Source organism: Streptomyces sp. PsTaAH-124 (assembly GCF_000373685.1).
GTDB classification, from domain to species: domain Bacteria; phylum Actinomycetota; class Actinomycetes; order Streptomycetales; family Streptomycetaceae; genus Streptomyces; species Streptomyces andamanensis.
Map to the genome: position 1 here is coordinate 64,755 of NZ_KB892173.1, position 21,792 is coordinate 86,546.

Annotated in this window: 13 protein-coding genes and 1 pseudogene; 11 read left to right on the forward strand and 3 right to left on the reverse strand. The window is 70.1% G+C overall.

The annotated features are described in order from the left end of the window. Positions 1-48 precede the first annotated feature (48 nt). The 5 genes from B086_RS0120150 to B086_RS40315 all read left to right on the forward strand — a co-directional run bounded on the left by B086_RS0120150 (position 49) and on the right by B086_RS40315 (position 13,959). Positions 49-1,500, forward strand: coding sequence for a menaquinone biosynthesis decarboxylase (locus B086_RS0120150; RefSeq protein ID WP_018568239.1), 1,452 nt, complete (start codon positions 49-51; stop codon positions 1,498-1,500). Beyond that, positions 1,497-2,399: a menaquinone biosynthesis prenyltransferase MqnP gene (gene mqnP, locus B086_RS0120155; RefSeq protein WP_018568240.1), complete on the forward strand. Its 903-nt coding sequence runs from the start codon at positions 1,497-1,499 to the stop codon at positions 2,397-2,399. Before B086_RS0120150 ends, mqnP begins: the two co-directional genes overlap by 4 nt. Positions 2,400-2,669: 270 nt before the next feature. After that, positions 2,670-6,302, forward strand: coding sequence for a LamG domain-containing protein (locus tag B086_RS0120160; protein ID WP_018568241.1), 3,633 nt, complete (start codon positions 2,670-2,672; stop codon positions 6,300-6,302). Between the two features lie 197 nt (positions 6,303-6,499). Beyond that, positions 6,500-13,387, forward strand: a complete 6,888-nt coding sequence (locus tag B086_RS40310) for a polymorphic toxin-type HINT domain-containing protein (RefSeq protein ID WP_018568242.1) — start codon at positions 6,500-6,502, stop codon at positions 13,385-13,387. 167 nt (positions 13,388-13,554) lie between these two features. Then, on the forward strand, positions 13,555-13,959 hold the full coding sequence (locus tag B086_RS40315; RefSeq protein ID WP_018568243.1) for a hypothetical protein: 405 nt from the start codon (positions 13,555-13,557) through the stop codon (positions 13,957-13,959). A 68-nt stretch (positions 13,960-14,027) separates the two neighbouring features. Here B086_RS40315 and B086_RS40320 read toward each other — a convergent pair. Next, positions 14,028-14,615, reverse strand: a pseudogene (locus B086_RS40320) (transposase family protein); the annotation flags it as partial. 164 nt (positions 14,616-14,779) lie between these two features. On the opposite strand from B086_RS40320, the gene B086_RS0120180 reads away from it, so the two are divergent. The 6 genes from B086_RS0120180 to B086_RS0120205 all read left to right on the forward strand — a co-directional run bounded on the left by B086_RS0120180 (position 14,780) and on the right by B086_RS0120205 (position 19,438). Continuing rightward, positions 14,780-15,451: a UbiX family flavin prenyltransferase gene (locus B086_RS0120180; protein WP_037873715.1), complete on the forward strand. Its 672-nt coding sequence runs from the start codon at positions 14,780-14,782 to the stop codon at positions 15,449-15,451. Between the two features lie 75 nt (positions 15,452-15,526). Beyond that, complete coding sequence (locus tag B086_RS0120185) at positions 15,527-15,982, forward strand: Lrp/AsnC family transcriptional regulator (protein WP_018568246.1); 456 nt, start codon at positions 15,527-15,529, stop codon at positions 15,980-15,982. Between the two features lie 80 nt (positions 15,983-16,062). Further along, positions 16,063-17,226, forward strand: a complete 1,164-nt coding sequence (gene mqnE, locus B086_RS0120190; protein ID WP_018568247.1) for an aminofutalosine synthase MqnE — start codon at positions 16,063-16,065, stop codon at positions 17,224-17,226. Between the two features lie 510 nt (positions 17,227-17,736). Beyond that, on the forward strand, positions 17,737-18,261 hold the full coding sequence (locus tag B086_RS0120195; RefSeq protein ID WP_018568248.1) for a GNAT family N-acetyltransferase: 525 nt from the start codon (positions 17,737-17,739) through the stop codon (positions 18,259-18,261). A gap of 101 nt (positions 18,262-18,362) precedes the next feature. Next, positions 18,363-18,662: a DUF4229 domain-containing protein gene (locus B086_RS0120200; RefSeq protein ID WP_018568249.1), complete on the forward strand. Its 300-nt coding sequence runs from the start codon at positions 18,363-18,365 to the stop codon at positions 18,660-18,662. 104 nt (positions 18,663-18,766) lie between these two features. After that, the gene (locus tag B086_RS0120205) at positions 18,767-19,438 is read left to right on the forward strand and encodes a TetR/AcrR family transcriptional regulator (protein WP_018568250.1); all 672 of its coding nucleotides are present in this window, start codon (positions 18,767-18,769) and stop codon (positions 19,436-19,438) included. A gap of 57 nt (positions 19,439-19,495) precedes the next feature. Here B086_RS0120205 and B086_RS0120210 read toward each other — a convergent pair whose 3' ends face one another. Then, positions 19,496-20,413, reverse strand: coding sequence for a MaoC family dehydratase (locus tag B086_RS0120210; RefSeq protein WP_018568251.1), 918 nt, complete (start codon positions 20,411-20,413; stop codon positions 19,496-19,498). 7 nt (positions 20,414-20,420) lie between these two features. Further along, a complete protein-coding gene (locus B086_RS0120215) occupies positions 20,421-21,788 on the reverse strand; it encodes a 3-oxoacyl-ACP reductase (protein ID WP_018568252.1) in 1,368 nt (455 codons plus the stop codon). Positions 21,789-21,792 lie beyond the last annotated feature (4 nt).

Sequence of the window (21,792 nt, forward strand, 5' to 3'; positions counted from 1 at the left end):
CACGGGGCGGTCGCGGGACGCGCGACCGCCTCGGCGATACTGGACCCCATGGCTTACGACGATCTTCGCTCCCTGCTCAGGGCGCTGGAGCGCGAGGGCGACCTCAAGCGCATCAAGGCCGAGGTCGACCCGTATCTGGAGGTCGGTGAGATCGTCGACCGGGTGCAGAAGTCCGGCGGCCCCGCACTGCTCTTCGAGAACGTGAAGGGCTCGGCGATGCCCCTCGCCATGAACGTCTTCGGCACCGACCGCAGGCTGCTGAAGGCGCTCGGCCTGAAGTCCTACGCCGAGATCAGCGAGCGGATCGGCGGGCTGCTGCGGCCCGAGCTGCCGCACGGCTTCGTGGGCGTGCGCGAGGCGTTCGGCAAGCTCGGCGCGATGGCGCACGTACCGCCGCGCAAGGTCAAGGAGGCGCCCGTCCAGGAGGTCGTGCTGCGCGGCGACGACGTCGACCTCGACGCGCTGCCCGCGCTGTTCACCTGGCCCCAGGACGGCGGCTCCTTCTTCAACCTCGGCCTGACCCACACCAAGGACCCGGAGTCGGGCATCCGCAACCTGGGCCTGTACCGGCTCCAGCGCCACGACCGGCGCACCATCGGCATGCACTGGCAGATCCACAAGGACAGCCGCAACCACTACCAGGTGGCGGCCCGGCGCGGCGAGCGGCTGCCGGTCGCCATCGCCTTCGGCTGCCCGCCCGCCGTGACGTACGCCTCCACCGCGCCGCTGCCCGGCGACATCGACGAGTACCTGTTCGCCGGGTTCCTCGCGGGCCGGCGGATCGAGATGGTCGACTGCAAGACCGTGCCGCTCCAGGTCCCGGCCCAGGCCGAAGTGGTCCTGGAGGGCTGGCTGGAGCCGGGCGAGATGCTCCCGGAGGGCCCCTTCGGCGACCACACCGGCTTCTACACCCCGCAGGAGCCCTTCCCGGCGCTCACCATCGACTGCGTGACGATGCGCAGGCGCCCGCTGCTCCAGTCGATCGTGGTCGGCAGGCCGCCCACGGAGGACGGGCCGCTCGGCCGGGCCACCGAGCGCTTCTTCCTGCCGCTGCTCAAGATCATCGTGCCGGACATCGTGGACTACCACCTGCCCGAGGCGGGCGGCTTCCACAACTGCGCGATCGTCTCCATCGACAAGAAGTACCCCAAGCACGCCCAGAAGGTGATGCACGCCATCTGGGGGGCGCACATGATGTCGCTGACCAAGCTGATCGTGGTCGTCGACGCCGACTGCGACGTGCACGATCTGCACGAGGTCGCCTGGCGGGCCCTGGGCAACACGGACTACGCCCGCGACCTCACCGTCGTCGAGGGCCCCGTCGACCACCTCGACCACGCCTCCTACCAGCAGTTCTGGGGCGGCAAGGCAGGCATCGACGCCACGAAGAAGCTGCCGACGGAGGGGTACACCCGCGACGGCGGCTGGCCGGAGATGGTGGTCTCCGACCCGGATACGGCGGCGAGAGTCGACCGCCGCTGGAAGGAGTACGGCCTGTGAGCGCCTCCGCCGCCGCGGTGCCCCAGCCGGGACGCACGAAAGCTTTCCTGCGCCTGGTCATGATCGAGCACTCGGTCTTCGCGCTGCCCTTCGCGTACATCGCCGCGCTCACCGCGATGTACGAGTGGGACGAGGACATCCACTGGGCGCGGCTGCTCCTGGTGACCGTCTGCATGGTGGGGCTGCGCACCTTCGCCATGGCGGTGAACCGGATCATCGACCGGGAGATCGACGCCCGCAACCCGCGCACCGCGCACCGCGAGCTGGTCACCGGCGCGATGTCCGTACGGCACGCCTGGACCGGCGCGCTGATCGCCCTGGCGGTCTTCCTGGGCGCCGCCGCCCTGCTGAACCCGCTCTGCCTGGCCCTCGCCCCCATCGCGGTGGTCCCGATGGTCGTCTACCCCTACGGCAAGCGGTTCACGAACTTCCCGCAGGCCATCCTGGGCCTGGCCCAGGCGATGGGCCCGATCGGCGGCTGGCTGGCGATCAGCGGCGAGTGGTCGTGGAAGGCGGTGATCCTGGGCCTGGCCGTCGGCATCTGGATCGGCGGCTTCGACCTGATCTACGCCTGCCAGGACGTCGAGACCGACCGGCAGGTCGGCGTCCGCTCGGTCCCGGCCCGCTTCGGCATCCCGGCCGCGATCTGGGGCGCCCGCGCCTGCCACACCGTCACCACGGCCCTGTTCGTCTGGTTCGCCCTGGCCACCGGCGCGGGCGTCTTCTTCTGGCTCGGCCTGGTCGTCGTCGCCGGTGCCTTCCTCTACGAACACACCATCGTCCGCCCCCACGACCTGTCCCGCCTGAACCGGGCGTTCTTCTCGACGAACGGTTTCATCGGCATCAGCCTGTTCGTCTTCGCACTGCTCGACCTCCTGGTGCGGGGGCTGCGGCCGTAGTCCGTCGGCGTACTCACCCCGAAGTGACCTGATCCGCCTGGTCACTTCGGGGTGAGTGGCGTGCGGTGGGTGTTTCGCTTCCCGTGGCGGGATCTTGACACAGGGTGAAACCAAGCCTTTAAATCTCGCTTACCTATGAAGATCTTGTGATGGCGGGGGCGGGGTTTCGTGCGGGTGAGGCGGGGTGGGCTGGGCGCCGAGGTGCGCCGTCGGCGCAGGCGGCGTGGTGGGACGGCTTCCGCGGTGGCGGCACTGACAACGTTGGCCGTGATGGCTGCCCTGCCGGCGCCGGCGGCGCACGCCGTCTCCGCGGGGGGTACGGACTCGGTGCCCCTCTCTGAAGGGCAGAAGGCGCTGACCCGGGCGGAGCAGTCCGGTGAGCGGGTGGAGGTGCCGGGTGAACGCACCGAGCGGACCACTGTCTACGCCAACCCCGACGGATTCACGTTCACGCTGGAGGAGTCCGCGGTTCCGGTGCGCGCGGCAGCGCCGGGCGGCGGCTGGCGGACCCCGGACGCGACCTTGGAGAAGCACGCGGACGGTTCCGTAGGCCCGAAGGCCGCCGTGGTGCCGATGGCCTTCTCGGGAGGCGGCGACACGGCGCCCCTCGCGCGGATCAGCGAGCAGGGCAAGTCCCTGGAACTGGGCTGGCCGGGCACGCTGCCTGTGCCTCGGCTGGACGGGGCGAGCGCTCTGTACGCCGACGTGCTGCCCGGTGTCGATCTCCGGGTGACCGCAACGCCCGAGAGTTTCCAGCCGGTGTTCGTGGTGAAGACACCCGAGGCGGCGGCGAGCGAGAAGCTGAAGAAGCTGACCTTCACGCTCGGGACGCAGGGCCTGAACGTACGGGAGGGGGCGGCCGGCAATCTGATGGCGCAGGACGCCGACGGCCGCACCGTGTTCAAGGCCCCGCCCGCCCGCATGTGGGACTCGACCGGTGGCACCGGGGCACCCGCCGGGCCGGTGTCGTCCCGCGCGGTGGTCGCGGCGGAGGGCCGGCCGTCGGGTTCCGCCAAGGCGATGCCCTCGGCGTCCTCGGCGTCCTCGGGGATCTCGGGATCGGGCCTCGAACCCGGCCAGGGCGACACGGTGGCCCGGATGGGCGTGGACGTCTCGTCCGGTTCCCTCTCGGTGACGCCCGACGCCGACATGCTCACCAAGACCGCTCCCTCCGCCTTCCCGCTGTTCCTCGACCCCACGGTGACCTGGGGAGAGTCCGAGCGCACCCTGCTGCGCAGCGACGGCTACGAGTCCTACGCCTGGGGGAACGGCGACGACGACGAGGGCAAGGGCGCCGGCAAGTGCGGCACCTGGAACGGCTACTACTGCGGGCCCGGCTATGTGCAGAAGCTCTACTTCGAGTTCTCGCCCGACAGCCTCAAGGGCAAGAAGGTCCTGGACGCCACGTTCCGAGTGACCGAACCGTGGGCCTTCCAGTGCGACCCCCGCTGGGTCGACCTCGTCCGCACGAACAACATCTCGTCCGCCACCACCTGGTCCACCCGTCCCAAGGAACTGGACCTGATGGTCGACCGGAACGTGTCCGCGGGGCGGGGATCCCTGTGTGACCCGGACGCACCGAAGGCACCGATCGAGTTCCACGACAACTCGGCGGAGACGAACGAGAACCTGACCCCGACGGTGGCCGACTTCGCGGCGGGCAAGTTCTCCAGGCTGACCCTGGAGGTCCGGGCGCACGACGAGTCGGACACCTCCGCGTGGAAGCGGTTCAAGAACGACGCCGTGCTGGCCGTGAAGTACGTGGCGCTGCCCGCCACGCCCACCGAGGTCGGCGTGGTCACCGGTTCCGGTTACGTCTGCTCCACCAACCCGGCCTCTCCGAGCGTGGTGTCGGACCCGACACCGCTGGTCCAGGGACGGCCCCGCACCGCGGCCGGCGGAGAGTCGGGCGCCAGCCTGCGCATCCGATGGCGCACGGATGTGCTGCACGGCTCGAACTGGGTGCTCGCCCACGACGACGTGGACGGCCCGACCACCGGCTACGTCGGCAACCTGGTGAAGCAGACCCGGACCCTGCCGACGCTCCAGGAAGGGACGCAGTACCGGCTCAAGGCGTTGACCCTGTCCTACTACGAGGACGGGAGCAACCGGCAGAACACCGGCTACACCACTCCTTGTTACTTCACGGTCGACCCGACCGCGCCGAAGGCACCACAGGTGACGGTCGGCTCTCCTTACACCGAGTGCACGAGCAACGACTGCGCGAGTCACGGTGGTCCGGGAGTCAAGGGCACCTTCACCTTCAAACCGGCGGCCGGTGACGCCAACGTCGTCGCCTACCAGTACCGCCTGTCCTCCGACGCGGCCTGGTCGACCGCGCTGACGGGCTCCACCGTGGCGGCCGGCGTCACCCCGACCCGTGCCGGGACCCAACGGCTGTACGTGCGCGCCAAGGACACCGTCGGCCGCTGGGGCGCGGAGTCGGTGGTCGACTTCCTGGTGGCCGCCGGTGAGGGCACGGTCGGCCAGTGGCACTTCGCCGAGACGAGCGGAGCGGCCCTGGATTCCGCCGCCGCGCCGGGCGTCGCGCACCATGACGCCGTGCTGTCGGGAAACGCCACCCGTGACGACCGCGGACGCCGGGGCCTGCTGACTCATGACTCCGCGGGCGATCCGCTGGAAGAGCCCGTCACCGACAAGGGGCTGAGCCTGAACGGGAGCACGGCCTACGCGGCCACCAGCGCACCCGTGCTGGACACCCGTTCCTCGTACACCGTCTCGGCCTGGGTCCGTGTCGACGCCGGTGCCGCGCACACGATGACGGTGCTCGGCCAGGCCCCCGAGACAGCGAGTCCCTTCCCGAAGAAGTACACCCCGTTCGGACTGTCCTACGCGGCCGGCGGCGGAGACACCTGGAGCATGAGCGTGCTGGCCGCCGACGGAAGCCTGCACAAGGCTGCCGCCCAGCAGACCACGGCCCGGGGCGTGTGGACGCACGTGACGGGTGTGCACGACGCGGCGGCCAAGAAGATCAGTCTCTACTTGAACGGAAAGCTCCAGGCGACGGCGGATGCCGGGACGCCGTGGACGGCCAACGGCCCGCTGCAGATCGGCCGGGGGCTTTGGTACGACAACTTCACCGACTACCTCCAGGGCTCCACGGACGAGGTGGCCGTGTGGCAGCGGGCCCTGAACGGCGACGAAGTGGCCGAGGAGTCACGGCTCATGACGTCGGCGCAGTACGCGGGCACGGAACTGGTCGCCGCCTGGTCGGCGGATCAGGGCAGCGGCAGCACCGTCCCGGACACCACGTCCGGCTACGGCAGGTCCCTGACCCTGACCGGAGGAGCTTCGTCGGACGGTGAGTCGATCGTCCTGGACGGCGTGGACGACGCGGCCACGACGGCCGGGCCGGTCCTCGACGACACCGGATCGTTCACCGCCACCACGCTGGTCACCCTGGACGGCGCCGCACTCGCCGCCAAGGACATCGGCTACAAGGGCCAGGTCCTCGGACAGCGCACGGCGGACGGGTCGGCGTGGGGATTCTGGTACGAGCTGACGGGCAAGCAGACCGTCGTGGACGAGGAGACGCTGGAGGAGAAGACCGTACCCGTGGGCTTCTGGCGCTTCGGTCGGCTCAACGCCGACGGTACGTTCACGGCGGTGGCCTCCACCGAGAGCGCAGCGGTGGACGGCATGGTGCGCCTGACGGGCGTGTTCGACGCGCAGGCGGGCGCGATCAGCCTCTATCTGGGCGCGAACCAGAGCGATGACGAGCAGTCCTTCACGGCGAAGGCCGGGTCCGGTGACTTCGCGGTCGGCAAGGGCTTCGCCGGCGGCACCTGGCAGCACTATCTGCCGGGCCGGGTGGCCGAAGTACGGATGTGGGCCGGCGCGATGGCCGACTGGAAGCAGGTCGTCGAGACCGTGGGCGACTGATCGGCAGGGGAGGGGCGCGCTTCGGAGAGGGCCCCTCCCCGAGACGGACACGCGGTCGGCACACGGTGTGCCGGGCCGGTACTTCTGGGCTTCCCGACTTCTTCTGGCGCACCTGGGTGGGGCGATATCCGATGGCGTTTGGCATAGGCACTTCAAGAAAGCGTTCCGGTCGCGGCCGGCGCCGCACCAGCGGACTGGTGGTCCACTCGCTGGCGCTGGCGCTGCTGATCCCCACCGGACTGGCCCAGGTGGCGCAGGCCGCGGAGCCGGGGGGTCTGGGGCGGCCCGGCATACCGAAGCCGCGCACCGGCAAGGTCAGCGTGTTCGACGGTCCGGGTGCAGCAGAGGCCAGACAGCAGGTCGCCCAGGACGAGAAGGCCAACCGGACCCAGGCCGGACGCGCGCAGCAGGAGCGCAGGGCGGCCTGGCCCGTCCCCGGCGACGCGCGTCTCAGCCTCAGTTCTCGCAAGGCCGCTACCGCCGCCCCCGGCAAGACGCCCGTCACGATCGCCGCGCCGTCCACCCGCGGGAAGGCGGCGAGCGGCCAGGCTCATGTCACCCTGCTCGACCAGAAGACGGCCCGGAACGCGGGGATCACCGGCGTCGTGCTGACCGCCGACGCGAGCACCGCGGGCACGGCGGACGTGACCGTCGACTACAGCGGCTTCGCCTCCGCGATCGGCGGCGGCTGGGCCCAGCGACTGCGCCTGGTGCAGCTTCCCGCATGCGCCCTGAGCACTCCCGGCAAGCCGGAGTGCCGGACGCGGCAGCCACTGAAGACGGACAACGACCTCACACACCGGACAGTCACGGCCCAGGTGCAGCTGGCGGCGCCGACCGCGGGGAACGTGTCGCAGCTGACGCGGACCGCGGCGGGGACCGCCCCGGCGACGACCGTCCTCGCCGTGACCGCCACCGGCGCGGGATCGGGGCAGTCCCCCAAGGGCACGGGGAACTACTCGGCCACCGCGCTGTCACCGTCCTCGTCCTGGCAGGCGGGAGGCAGCTCGGGCTCCTTCACCTGGTCCTACGACTTCACCCTGCCCCCGGCCGCCGCGGGCCCCGTCCCTCCGCTGGCACTTTCCTACGACTCCGGCAGCGTCGACGGCCGCACCGCCACCACCAACAACCAGGGCACACCGGTCGGTGAAGGGTTCGGGCTCACCGAGTCGTACATCGAACGCACCTACAATTCCTGCGACGACGACGGTCACGACGACATCTTCGACCAGTGCTGGAAGTACGACAACGCACGTCTCGTCCTCAACGGCAGATCCAGCGGTCTGGTCAAGGACAAGACCAGCGGAAACTGGAGGCTGGAGAACGACGACGCCTCCACGGTGACCCGGTCCACCGGGGCCGACAACGGCGACGACGACGGCGAGTACTGGACCGTCACCACCGGAGACGGCACCAAGTACGTCTTCGGCAAAGACAAACTGGACGGCGCGGCCGCCCAGCGCACCAACTCCGCCTGGACCGTGCCCGTCTTCGGTGACGATTCGGGCGAACCCGGCTACTCGGGTGGCAGCTCCTTCGCGGACCGTTCCCTGAACCAGGCCTGGCGCTGGAACCTCGACTATGTCGAGGACCCCCGCGGCAACGCGGTCACCTACTGGTACACGAAGGAAACGAACTACTACAAGAAGAACAAGTCCACCACCGCCAACGCCTCCTACGTCCGCGGCGGGCACCTCGACCGTATCGAGTACGGTCTGCGCAAGGGCGCCCTGTTCACCGACAAGGCCGACGCCGAGGTTACCTTCGGCTACGCCGAGCGCTGCACCGCCGAGAACTGCTCCAGCCTCACCAAGGACACGGCCGACAACTGGCCCGACGTGCCCTTCGACGCCCTGTGCACCAAGGACGACGACGACTGCGACGCCGCCGGTCCGTCCTTCTTCACGCGCAAGCGCCTGACCGGCATCGACACCTTCTCCTACAACGCCACGAGCAACGCGTACGACGCCGTCGACTCATGGGCGCTGACACAGGAGTACCTCGACGGCGGCGACATCGGTGACAGCTCCGACCAGGTGCTCACCCTGAAGTCGCTGAAGCGCACCGGCAAGGCGGGGGACACCGCCATCGGGGTGAACCCGGTCTCGTTCACGTACCACATGCGGCCCAACCGCGTGGACGCCACCGACGACATCCTCCCGCTGACCCGCCCGCGCGTCTCCACCGTCACCTCCGAGACCGGTGCCATCACCACGGTCACTCTGTCGGCGCCGGAATGCGTGCGCGGCCAGGTCCTGAGTGCGCCGCCGGACTCCAACACGCGCTCCTGCTACCCGCAGTTCTGGCACATCAACGGCGCGGAGAACGCCGCCATCGACTGGTTCCACAAGTACCGCGTCCTCGCGGTGAACGTCTCGGACCCGGCCGGAAACAACGAGGCCCTGGAATACGCCTACAGCTACAGCGGCGCGGCCTGGCACCACAGCGACGACCCGTTCACTCCGAAGAACGAGCGCACCTGGTCCGACTGGCGCGGATACCGCCAGGTCACCACCCTGGCCGGTGCCACCACCACGACGCGGTCCAAGACGGTCTCCCTGTACCTCCAGGGCATGGACGGCGACAAGAACAAGGACGGCAGCACCAAGTCCGTCACCGTCGCACCGCTGGCCCAGCCCGCCCTGGGAGCGGCTTCGCAGGCCGACAGCGACCAGTACGCGGGCATGCTCCGCCAGGAGATCACCTACGACGGCGCGACGGCGATCTCGGCCACGGTGAACGACCCGTGGTCCAAGGAGACGGCTCGCCAGAGCCCACCGGAAGCCGACGACCGGATCGCCCGCTACGTCCGCACCGAGAAGGTCCACTCCTACACCTACCTGACGACGCCTCAGAGCTGGCGCGAGCGGCAGACGAAGACGTCCTTCGACGCCTACGGCATGCAGACCACGGCCGAGGACTCGGGACTGGTGGGCAAGAACGGGGACGAGACCTGCACCCGTATCTGGTACGCACGAAACCCCGCCGCCGGCATCACCAGCCTCGTCTCCCGCACGCGCACCGTCGCCGGCCAGTGCGCCACGAAGGACGCGGCACTCGATCTGCCCGCGGCCGCCGACCGGCGCGGTGACGTGCTCGCGGACGCCGCCACCGTCTACGACACGCCGAACGCCACCACTTGGTCGGCCACTCAGAAGCCGACCAAGGGCCAAGCCACCTGGGTCGGCCGCCCCACCGGCTACGCAGCCACCGCGGACCTCGACGGCGACCGGCTTCCCTCGTCCTGGCAGACCGTCGCCACCACGGCCTACGACGCACTCGGCCGTCCCCTGAGCGTCACCGACACGGCGGGGAACATGACCTCCACCGCCTACACCCCGGCCGACGCCGGCCCGCTCAGCAAGACCATCACCACCGGACCGGCCCCCAAGCAGTACAAATCCGTCGACTTCCTCGACCCGCGCCGCGGGCTCACGCTGCGCAGCTATGACATCAACCTGAAGAAGACCGAGCTGGACTACGACGCGCTCGGCCGTCTCACCGACGTCTGGCTGCCCAACCGGATCCGCGGCAGCCAGGCCCCGAACACCAGGTACGGCTACCACCTGGACGCGTCGAAACCCTCCTGGGTCTCCACCTCGACCCTGAAGAACGACGGAGACACGTACAACACCGCGTACACGCTCTACGACGCGCTCCTGCGTCCCCTTCAGACCCAGTCGCCGACCCCGCTGGGCGGCCGCCTGCTCACGGACACGCGCTACGACACCCGGGGCCTGGCCTACGAGACCTACGCGGACATCTTCGACAGCACCGCCACTCCCAACGGCACGTACGCGCGTGCCGAGTACGGCGGAGCCCCGAAGCAGTCCGAGACCGTCTTCGACGGTGCCGGCCGGCCCACCACCGGCAGCCTGTACGTGTTCGGCGTGAAGAAGTGGTCCACGTCCACCACCTACACGGGCGACTCCGTCGCCACCACCGCCCTACAGGGCGGCTCCGCCCGGCGCACCATCACGGACGTCCGCGGGCAGACGACGGAAACTCGCGAGTACGCGGGTGTGACCCCGGCGGACAGCGAGTTCGGTACGAGCCCTGGAACGTCCTACACGTCCACCCGGTTCACCTACGCACCCGACGGCAAGCAGCTCTCGATCACCGGACCGGACGACAGCACGTGGTCCTACGTCTATGACCTGTTCGGCCGGCAGACGAGAGCCGTCGACCCGGACAAGGGCACGACGACGAGTGAGTACAACGCCCTCGACCAGGTCGTCAGGTCCACCGACTCCCGGGGCTCCTCCGTTCTGACCGCCTACGACGAACTCGGCCGCCCCACCGGCACCTGGGCGAACTCGAAGACCGACGCCACCCAGCTCACGGGCTACACCTACGACACCCTCCTGAAGGGGCAGCCCACCTCGTCCACCCGCTATGTCGGAGGCAAGGCGGGCTCGGCCTACACCAGCACGGTCACGGCCTACGACACCCTCGGGCGGGCCACGCGCACCCAGCTGGAACTCCCCTCCGGCGACCCCTTCGTGAAAGCCGGCGCCCCGTCCACGCTCCCCGTCGAGACGTACTACAACCTCCAGGGGGACGTCTCGGGCATCAAGGAGCCGGCCGCCGGAGGCCTGGAGTCCGAACCCCTCAGCTACCACTACGACGGCCTCGGTGACCTCGTCAGCTTCGGCGGCTCGACGGGATACCTGCTCGACGTCTCCTACTCGCAGACCGCCCAGCCCCAGCAGCTCACCCTGGGCACCGGTGGGAGCGGCAACAAGAGCATCTACCTGACGAACACCTACGAGACCGGCACCGACCGTCTCACCCGCAGCCACGTCACGGATCAGACGCACCCGTACGCGTTGCAGGACACGAACTACACCTACGACGAGTCCGGCAACATCACCGCGATCAGCGACCCGACGAACCTCGGCGGAACCAGCAGCGCGGAGACCCAGTGCTTCACCTACGACGCCCACCAGAGACTCACCGAGGCATGGACACCGGCCTCGCAGAAGTGCACGGACACCCGCAGCGCGTCCGCCCTCTCCGGCCCGGCCCCGTACTGGAACAGCTACACCTACAATGCCGCCGGCCAGCGCCTCACCGGAACAGTCCACAAGACCACCGGTGACACGAGGACCAGCTACTGCTACACCAAGCCCGGCCAGCCCCACACCATGACCGGCACCACGACCGGGACCGACTGCAAAGCGCCTGAGCGCTCCTACGTCTACGACGCCGCGGGCAACACCCTCAAGCGCCCCGGAACGTCGGGCACGCAGGACCTTCTCTGGTCCCCGGAGGGCAGACTCGCCAAGCTGGCCGAAGCCGGCACCTCCACGAACTACCTCTACGACGCCGCGGGCAACCTCCTGATCCGCTCCGCGGACAACGGCGAGCGCGTCCTCTACATCAGCGCCACCGAACTCCACCTCCGCGCCGACGGAACCCTCTGGGCCCAGCGCCGCTACACGGCGGGCGACATCACAGCAGCCGTCCGCTCGAACGAGTCAGGCACCGGCAAACTCACCTACCTGGCCGGTGACCACCAGGGCACCTCCACCCTCACCATCGCCCCGGACGCCTCCCAGGCATTCACCAAGCGCTACACCACCCCCTTCGGTGAGGACCGCGGAAAGCCCCAGTACGGCCCCTGGCCCGACGACAAGGGATTCCTCGGCAAGACCCGCGACACCAACACCGGCCTGACCCACATAGGCGCCCGCGAATACGACCCGTCCATCGGCCAGTTCCTCAGCGTCGACCCCGTCCTCGACACCACCGACGCCCAGTCCCTCAACGGCTACAGCTACGCCGACAACAGCCCCGTCACCCACAGCGACCCCACGGGAGCCTGGCTCGACGACGGCACCGGCCACAGCGAATCACGCCCCGGCGGCGCGGCGGGCCCACAGCAGAGCGGCCATCCCGGCGTTCCCCGCGGCGGGACGGGCACGGGCGGTTGCTATTACAGCTGCACCTCCGAAAACGACAATGGACTTCTCGCGGATGCTCGCGATGCTACGCGCGACGCCCAGACGCAAATTTACGGCGCAGTCCAGTTCTATTCCGGGAGCGACGCACAGTACAATCAGTGGCTCGATGCATATCGTGCGGCGATGAAAAAAGAATACGGGCGACTCGATGGCATCATGGATGCGAATACCGCAATAGCGACTGCGGTGAACGTCTGCTGGGCCCATAAAGAGATTCACTGCTCTCAGGAGATGAAGAACTACTTCATCGATCTGAACTTCACTCGCATAACCCAGTTCGGACTGTACGAGGATGCCTTCAAGGACATCAATGCCGTCCAGCTTGCGGGGGAGACTTCACTCGGTAAGGCGCTCCGGGCGCGCCCGTGCAACTGCTTTCTTGCCGGTACGGACGTCCTCATGGCGGACGGAAGCACCAAAGACATAGAAAAAATCCATGTCGGCGACAAGGTGAAGGCGGCAGACCCCGAGACAGGAAGAGTCGGCTCCCGGCGCGTGACGCGACTCATCAGTACCGATAGCGACAAGTATTTCAACGAACTGTCCATCGCCACAGAAAACGGGATCGAGAAACTCACAGCGACTCACGAGCATCCCTTCTGGGCGCCGTCGGAGCACAAGTGGGTCGAAGCTGGCTCCCTGCTCCCAGGGATGACGCTGCTCACCGCTGCAGGCAAGACCGTCATCGTCACGGCCAACAGTGCGTACATCAAGCATGTCCGCACCTATAACCTGACAGTCGAGGATCTGCACACGTACTATGTGCTGGCGGGCGAGACGCCCGTGCTCGTGCATAACTCCGGAGGCTGCCCCGATCTGGATGCGCTTTCGCAGAGTGGAATGCGTCCAGCCAAGGGGAAGACGACTCATGCAGGGCGTGAATACCAGAAACATATGAACCGCGGCGATCTTCCCGTGGTTCCCGGCAAGGAGTTGAAGACTGCCGGGCAGGATTTGTTGGACGATATTCTGACCAATCCGAAAACTGCTACGTCCGCAGTCAATTCTGGCAACTTCGCGGGCGGAAGGCGGTATATCATGCCGGACCCTGCTGGTGGGCGCGGGATCGGTGCGACCTTCGATGCAAACGGACAGTTCCAATACTTCGGGCGGTACTAGGCATGTTGGTAATCGAGCCGTGGGATGCAAAGGCGCGCGGCGACGCTAGTCTCGTTGACCTTCGGGGCGCGATCGCGGGGGCGTCTGTGAGTGCGGTCCGCTACGTAGTTCCGCAGGGGGAAACCTGGCCCGAAGGACACAGGGAGGATCGTGTTCATGAAGTCGACATGGCCGTTGATCTGGTCATGAGCACTGGGGCTGTACTGTCCCTGTCCTGGGCGATGGATGGCCTCAACGAAGGGATGGCGATCGGGCTTAGGGAACCTGGAGAGTCGGACGCCGACTTGCCTGGGGACACTGTCGACGTGAGCGACCATGTCGATTGGGGGAGGTTCCTTGGGGCGGATATTGTGGAAATCATTCCTGCCTGGCACGTTCCCAATGACGGGTGTCCTGAAATGCCGTGGGCGTATCGCCTTGGATTCTCCAATAAGTCAAGCCTGGTTATTGCTCTAGGCTCGGCTGAGGGGGAGGGGTTCGCGTATATGCCTGACGAGCTGATCGTGTTCTTCGACGAGAGTCTCGCAGCTTCCTATACGATCCTGGCGAGTGATACTTCTTCACGCGGATAGGTTGTCAGGCGTCCCGTACCAGGAGCTTACCGAACCCCTTGACTCAACGGCTAGCACAATGAGCGTTTTCAGTATTGCCTCTCCAGGGTGAGGACAGCCTTGGTGATGACGGTCATGCGGTTGGGGCTGATCCGGGATCTGCGGAAGATCTGCCAGGACTTCAGCCGTGCCATGCCACGTTCGGCTGGTGCTCTCGCCGCGGCCAGGGCCCGGTTGACGGTGCGCTGGGCCAGAGTGAGTTCACCACCCGGTGGCCGTTTGAGTCCGGTCGCAACCCAGGGGGCCGGTACCTTGGTAGGCGCGGTCGGCGAGAATCGGGACGCCCTGGCGTTCGCAGATCCGGATGATGCGGTGGGTGCGTGCGGCGGTCAGATCGTGAGCACGGCCCGGCAGGGCTGGCGAGATCCACAGAAGCTGGCCTTCGGGCCTGTGACGACCTGGACGTTCGCTCCGTGCCGACGGTGCTTTGCGGAGTAGTCGGCTCGGCTGTCACCGACGCGGTCGCACTCGGCAAGGGTCCCGTCCAGCAGTACGAACTCCGGACCATGCTCGCGCAGAGTCTTGAGCAGGCCCGCGGCTCGCTCGGCGAGCAGGACAGTCTCGCCGGTGACATACGCGTGGTCGGTGCCGACGGATATCCCGAAGCCGGATGCGAGCCCTCCGTCGCGTCGACAGGGCCGGAGAGACGACCGGCCCGGTGGCGGGTGACACGGCGATGCATAGAAGGAGAGCCCGGTCGAGCCTTATGCCGTCCGTACCCCTGCCGTCGCCCCGCCCTCCTGGTGCGACCCCCCGTAGCCCCCGCCGGTAGGCTCGATATGTGAACGCAGGGAAAACGCATCGCGAGCCTTGGATCGTGGGGGTTTCCGGCGCGTCCGGTACGCCGTACGCGGCTGCTGTGCTGCGCGGGCTGATCGACGCCGGGGAGAGTGTCGACCTGGTGGTCAGCCGGGCCTCGCGGCTCACCCTGCTCGACGAGACGGGCATCTCCTTCCGGGACGCGCACTGGCGGGAGGATCTGGGGGAGTGGCTGGCGCTGGGGGCCGACGGGAAGCCCGGCACGTTCGAGGCGGACCTCGCGGACGTGCGGCACTGGGGCGCCGGTGACCTGGCGGCCGGGCCGTCCTCGGGGTCGTACCCCGCGCGCGGGATGCTGATCGTGCCGGCCTCGACGGCGTGCGTGGCCGGGGTCGCGCTCGGTCTGTCGAAGGATCTGCTCCAGCGGGCGGCGAGCGTGACCCTCAAGGAGCGCAGGCCGCTGGTGGTGGCCGTCAGGGAGACCCCGCTGAACGGCCCGACGCTGCGGCAGCTCGTCGCCCTGGACGACGCGGGCGCCACCGTCCTGCCCGCCTCGCCCGCCTTCTACGCCGGTGCGACCCACATCCAGCACCTGGTGGACTTCGTCGCCGGCCGGGCCCTCGACGCGGTGGGCGTGCCGCACCGGCTCTACCGCCGCTGGGAGGGCGAACTCGGCGGCGGCGCCCGGCGTTAGCAGCAGTACCCGTACCACTTGAGAACAGCATCACTGGGACTTCAGGAACTTCTTTCAGCGGAAGGCTTCGATCGCATGGACGCGGTGGACAGGCAGCTCATCCAGGCCCTGAGGGAGAACGGCCGGGCCTCCTACGCCGAGCTGGGGCGCCTCGTCGGCCTGTCGGGACCGAGCGTCACCGACCGCATCAACCGGCTGGAGGCGGCCGGGGTCATCACCGGCTACCGGGCGACGGTGGACTCCGCCTCGCTCGGCCTGGGCGTGATCGCCCTGATCGGCATCTCCCTCTCGGACGCGGCCGACCACGAGGATGTGGCTCAGCGGCTGAAGGACCTGCCCGAGATCGAGGACTGCTGGTTCATCGCCGGTGACGACTCCTTCATGCTCAAGGTGCGCGCCACGGACGTCGACGGACTGGAGCGGATCATCCGCCGGCTGTCCGGCACCAAGGGCGTCTCCCGGACCCGTACGACCATCGTGCTGTCCACGAAGTGGGAGAACCGGGTGGGGGAGCTGCCCGAGGAGGTGTGACGGCCGGGGTGTCCGGTCCGGGCGTACGGTGTGCAGGAGTCGGTGGAGGAAGAAGAGGAAGAGGTAGTAGAGGTATGGGTATGGACGTCGGGCTCAAGCGCGAGCTGGAGGAGAAGGTCCGCTCCGGCGAGCGGCTGACCCGCGAGGACGGCATCGCGCTGTACGAGTCGGACGACCTGGCCTGGCTCGGCGGGCTCGCGCACGAGGTGCGGACGCGGAAGAACGGCGACGTCGTCCACTTCAACGTCAACCGCCACCTCAACATGACGAACGTGTGCACCGCGTCCTGCGCCTACTGCTCCTTCCAGCGCAAGCCGGGCGAGAAGGACGCGTACACGATGCGCATCGAGGAGGCCGTCAAGCTCGCCAAGGGCATGGAGGCGGAGAACCTCACCGAGCTGCACATCGTCAACGGGCTGCACCCGAACCTGCCGTGGCGCTACTACCCGCGCTCGCTGCGCGAGCTGAAGGCGGCGCTGCCCGGGGTGTCGCTGAAGGCGTTCACGGCCACCGAGATCCACCACTTCGAGACGATCTCCGGGCTGAGCGCGAGCGAGATCCTGGACGAGCTGATCGACGCCGGTCTGGAGTCGCTGACCGGCGGCGGCGCGGAGATCTTCGACTGGGAGGTCCGGCAGCACATCGTGGACCACCGCACCCACTGGGAGGACTGGTCCCGCATCCACCGGCTGGCGCACGAGAAGGGTCTGAAGACCCCGTGCACCATGCTCTACGGGCACATCGAGGAGCCCCGCCACCGGGTGGACCACGTGCTGCGGCTGCGCGAGCTCCAGGACGAGACCGGCGGTTTCCAGGTCTTCATCCCGCTGCGCTACCAGCACGACTTCGTGGACATGAAGGACGGCAAGGTCCGCAACCGCCTCCAGGCGCGGACCACGATGGCGACCGGCGCCGAGGCGCTGAAGACGTTCGCCGTCTCCCGGCTGCTGTTCGACAACGTGCCGCACGTGAAGGTGTTCTGGGTGATGCACGGCGTGCAGACCGCCCAGCTCGCCCTCCAGCACGGCGCCGACGACATGGACGGCTCGGTCGTCGAGTACAAGATCACGCACGACGCGGACAACTTCGGTACGCCGAACAAGCTGACCCGCGACGACCTGCTGGAGCTGATCCGCGACGCGGGCTTCCGCCCGGTCGAGCGCAACACGCGCTACGAGATCATCCGCGAGTACGACGGCCCGGACGCCGGACGCCGCGAGTCGCCGCAGCCCATGCGGGTGTGACCGCCCGGGATCCCATGCGGGTGTGACCGCCCGCGAGCGGTGAAGCCGACCGCCGAGTCCTCGTATCCGCCCGGCATGGCCGGTACGAGGACTCGGCGGACCCATTCGTGGGCACCCTGGGGCGGACGGCGGGCGAAGACGACCGAGGCGCCTGCTCCGCCGCGCCCTTCGGCCAGGTCCGCGCGGATCCGGCCGCGCTCTGCGCCAGGCGACGGCGCACTGCTGCCGGGGCCGCCCGTCGCACCGGGACGGCTCCCGGACGGCGTCCGGGGCGGGCATCGGCCCCGGCGAGACGTACGTCACCGACGCGGTCAAGCGTTTCAGGTTCACCCCGTCCGAGCCGACGCTCGTGGAGCCCGAACTGGTCGTGGTGCTGCGCGTGGACGACCGCGAGGCCGCCTACCAGGGTCTTGTGTCGGATCCGGGGCGGGGGCGGGGGCGCGGCCGGTGCCCTGGGCCGCTGAGCCGACGGCCCTTCCTCCCTCGAGTGGTAATAGGTAGGGTTGCCCTATGCCTCTTACCTTCACCCTGGATCCCTCCGTCGACCGCGCCCTGCGCGACGGCATCCTCGACCTCTGGGCGGACGTCACGGACGCGGGCGGCGCGGTCGGCTTCGTGGCACCGGTCTCGCGGGAGGCGATCCGCCCGGAGCTGGTGAAGCAGTTCGTGGCGATGGCCGAGGGCCGGTCCCGGCTGCTGGTGGGGCGCGACGAGGCGGGCCGGGTCGCGGCGACGGCGTTCCTGACCCTCAACCGGGACGCCCTCTCCGCCCACTGGCTGTGGCTCTACACGGTGATGGTCCACCCCCGCCACCAGGGCAAGGGGTACGGCCGCGAGCTGCTGGCCGCGGCGGCGGACGCGGCCCGCGGCCTCGGGGGCATCGAGGCGCTCCGGCTCAGCTGCCGGGGCGGCCAGGGTCTTGAGCGGTTCTACGCCTCCTGCGGCTACAAGGAGGTCGGCCGGATCCCCGGCGCCACCCGGGTCGCGCCGGACGACGACCGCGATGAAGTGATCATGCTCATGCCGCTGACCTGAGGCTTCGCGCGCCCGCGCGACCCGCCTACGGGAACGGGCCCCCAGCGTGCTTCACTGGACGGTGCCCTTTGGCCTTGTTCGGAACGGAAGAGTGGTTTGGGATGCTCCGCTACACGCTGATGCGCCTCGGTATCTTCGCGGGCTGCCTCGTGGTCGCCTGGGGTCTCGTGTACGTCGGCATCGTGCCGAGCGGCCGCAACGGCTCCAACGGCCTGTGGATCCCTCTTCTCGCCCTGGTGCTCTCGGCGCCGATCAGCTTCGTCGTGCTGCGCAAGGAGCGTGACCGGGCCTCCGAGCAGGTCGTCGCGCGCGTCGACCGGATGAAGGCGAACATGCAGGCCAGCGCACTCGAAGAGGAACTGGCCGGGGAAGAGGCGCGGGGCACCTCCAAGGCGTCCTGACCCTCCGGACCCGCGGCCTCCCGACCCCCGGACCCGCCCGCGCGCCGGGGCCCCGCCCGGCCGGCGGGTCGGCGCGCGGCCGGGCGAACCGTAGGCTTGCCGCCATGGGTGCCGTGAAGACCAAGCGGATGCCGCGCGCGGTTCGTGAACAGCAGATGCTCGACGCCGCCGTGCGCATCTTCGGCAGGCGCGGCTACCGGGCCGCCTCCATGGACGAGATCGCCGAACTGGCGGGCGTATCCAAGCCGTTGGTCTATCTGTATCTGAACTCCAAGGACGACCTCTTCAGCGCCTGCATCCGCCGTGAGGCGGCCGCGCTGACCGCCGCCGTCCGGGCCGGTGCCCGCCTAGGGCTGCCCGCCGACCGGCAGCTCTGGGAGGGGCTGCGGGCCTTCTTCACGCACACCGCGCGGCACCCGGACGGCTGGGCGGTGCTGCACCTCCAGGCGCGTACGCACGGCGAGCCGTTCGCCGCCGAGACCGCCGCGATGCGCACGGAGATCGTCACCTTCGTCCAGCAGCTGATCGCCGAGGCGGCACGGGCCGCCGCCTGCGCCGGGGAGGCGGAGGGCGGCCCCGGCCGGCTGCCCGAGCACGAGGCCGCCGGACTCGCCGAGGCCCTGGTCGGCGCCGCCGAGTCGCTCGCCGCCTGGGCCAACACCACCCCGGGCGTCACGGCCCGCCAGGCCGCCACCACCCTGATGAACTTCGCCTGGGCGGGCCTCGGCAACCTCATGGAGGGCCGCCCCTGGACCCCGCCCGCGCCGGGGGCCTGACGCGGGCTCCCACGGGCGCGGGGCCCACGGGCGCGGGGCGGTGCTCAGCCGCCGTGCTCAGCCGCCCGGCGCCACCACCTCGCCCTCCAGATGCACCCGCCCCGCCGCCCCACCCGCTGCCCGGTCCGGCGCGCGCAGCGCGAAGCGGCCCCGGTCGTCGGCCGCGTACACCACCGTGCCCGGCAGGAGCACCGGCGCCTTGAACGCGGCCCGGACCGAGACGGCCTCGGGGACCCCGTGGGCGGCCAGGCAGCGCGCCACGGTCCACATGCCGTGGGCGATGGGCCGGGGGAAGCCGAAGAGACGGGCGGTGAGCGGGTGCAGATGGATCGGGTTGCGGTCGCCGGAGGCGGCACCGTAGCGCCGTCCGAGAGCGGCGGGCAGCCGCCACTCGGCCACGGCGGGCGGCGGGGCCGCCTCCGGTGCGGACCGGCCGGGCTCGGCGGTGGCCCCGGCCGTGCGATGGCGGGCCAGATAGGTGCTGGTGGACTCCCACACCGCCGCGCCCCCGGCGCGCAGCACGGTGACGACGACGGCCTCGGTGCCGCGCCGATGGGGCGTCAGGCCCGCGATGTGCACGGAGAGTTCGTACGCCTCGGTGGCGCGCAGGGCGGTGTGCCGGGTGAGGGTGATCGAGGTGTGGACAAGGCCGAGCAGCGGCAGCGGGAAGCCGCCGCCGCTCATCAGGCGCATCGCGAGCGGGAAGCCGAGGACGTGCGGATAGGTGAGCGGCAGCGCGTCCGCGCCGGTCGGGAAGCCGCACACCCGCTCGTAGGCCGCCAGCCGGGCCAGGTCGACGCGGGCGGACGGCAGCACGAGCCGGGTGTGCGGCACGGGCGCGTCGGGCCGGGGGCGCCGGAAGGGGGAGCGCAGCGCGCCGCGCGCGAGCAGCGGGCCGAGGGCGGGGGCGCGGGTGAGGAGGACGGCGGAGCGCTCGTCCGGTGCGGGGCGCTCCTCGGGTGCGGGGCGGGCCATGGCGGCGTCACGCCCCCAGCAGGCTCTGCCCGCACACGCGGACGACCTGGCCGTTGACCGCGCCGGAGCCCGGGTGGGCGAGCCAGGCGGTGGTCTCGGCGACGTCGACGGGCAGACCGCCCTGGGCGAGGGAGTTCATCCGGCGGCCCGCCTCGCGGATGAACAGCGGGACGGCGGCGGTCATCTTCGTCTCGATGAAGCCGGGCGCGACCGCGTTCATCGTGACCCCGTGCCGCTCGCGCGCGTGCGGTGCGAGGGCGCGGACCAGTCCGGCGACGCCCGCCTTGGAGGCGCCGTAGTTGGTCTGGCCCGCGTTCCCGGCCAGGCCCGCGATGGAGGCGGTGGCCACGATCCGGCCGCCGGGGCGCAGGGTGCCGGCCGCGAGCAGCGCGTCGGTGGTGCGCAGCACGCTCGCCAGGTTGACGTCCAGGACCTGGCCCCAGCGTTCGGCGGACATGTTGACCAGGCGCCGGTCGCGGGTGATGCCCGCGTTGTGGATCAGTATGTCGAGGCCGTCGGGCAGCTCGGCGGCGATCCGCTCGCCCGCGTCGGCGGCGGTGATGTCCAGGGCGAGGGCGGTGCCGCCGAGGCGGTCGGCGACCGCGCGGGCGTCGGCCTCGGCGGCCGGGACGTCCAGGACGACGACCCGGGCGCCGTCCCGGGCGAGGGTCTCGGCGACGGCCGCGCCGATGCCGCGCGCACCGCCGGTGACGAGGGCGGTGCGCCCGGCGAGCGGCCGTCCCGGGTCACCGGCGAGCGGCCGTCCCGGGTCACCGGCGGACGGCCGCCCCGGGTCACCGGCGGTCCGCACCTCGCGGGGGCCGCCCGCGTCCGGCCCGGCGACGTGGACCACCTGGCCGCTGACGTACGCCGACCTGGGGGAGAGCAGGAAGTCCAGGGTGGTCCCGGCGGCTCCGGCGTCGGTGAGCCGGACGAGGTTGACGGTGCGGCCCCGGCCGATCTCCTTGCCGAGCGAGCGGGTGAAGCCCTCCAGCGCCTGCTGGGCGGCGGCCTGGTGGTGGTCGTCCGGGGCGAGCGGGGCGCCGAGCACGACCACGCGCCCGCTCGCCGCGAGCGTGCGCACCACCGGGTGGAGGGCGGCGTGCACCGCGCCGAGCCCGTCGACGTCCCGCACGCCGGTCGCGTCCAGGACCACGGCCGCCGGATCACGGTCGCCGAGGGGCAGGCCCGCGCGGGCGAGCACCGGGGCCGGGCCGAGCGCGGACGTCCCGGCCGTCAGGTGCAGCAGCGGGCCGTCGAGCGCGGGGCGCCCGGCTGACCAGCGGCGCAGCGGTGCGGGCTGGGGCAGCCCCAGGCGCCGGGTCAGGAAGCGGCCGGGCGCGGTGCCGGTGAAGCGCAGATAACGGTCGGCCATGTGC

Bases quoted from the DNA above. Each gene is read 5' to 3' on its own strand.
- B086_RS0120150 (WP_018568239.1), top strand. From the start codon at position 49: ATGGCTTACGACGATCTTCGCTCCCTGCTCAGGGCGCTGGAGCGCGAG.
- B086_RS0120160 (WP_018568241.1), top strand. From the start codon at position 2,670: ATGGCTGCCCTGCCGGCGCCGGCGGCGCACGCCGTCTCCGCGGGGGGT.
- B086_RS40315 (WP_018568243.1), top strand. From the start codon at position 13,555: ATGGCCGTTGATCTGGTCATGAGCACTGGGGCTGTACTGTCCCTGTCC.
- B086_RS0120185 (WP_018568246.1), top strand. From the start codon at position 15,527: ATGGACGCGGTGGACAGGCAGCTCATCCAGGCCCTGAGGGAGAACGGC.
- mqnE (WP_018568247.1), top strand. From the start codon at position 16,063: ATGGACGTCGGGCTCAAGCGCGAGCTGGAGGAGAAGGTCCGCTCCGGC.
- B086_RS0120195 (WP_018568248.1), top strand. From the start codon at position 17,737: ATGCCTCTTACCTTCACCCTGGATCCCTCCGTCGACCGCGCCCTGCGC.
- B086_RS0120200 (WP_018568249.1), top strand. From the start codon at position 18,363: ATGCTCCGCTACACGCTGATGCGCCTCGGTATCTTCGCGGGCTGCCTC.
- B086_RS0120205 (WP_018568250.1), top strand. From the start codon at position 18,767: ATGGGTGCCGTGAAGACCAAGCGGATGCCGCGCGCGGTTCGTGAACAG.
- B086_RS0120210 (WP_018568251.1), bottom strand. From the start codon at position 20,413: ATGGCCCGCCCCGCACCCGAGGAGCGCCCCGCACCGGACGAGCGCTCC.
- B086_RS0120215 (WP_018568252.1), bottom strand. From the start codon at position 21,788: ATGGCCGACCGTTATCTGCGCTTCACCGGCACCGCGCCCGGCCGCTTC.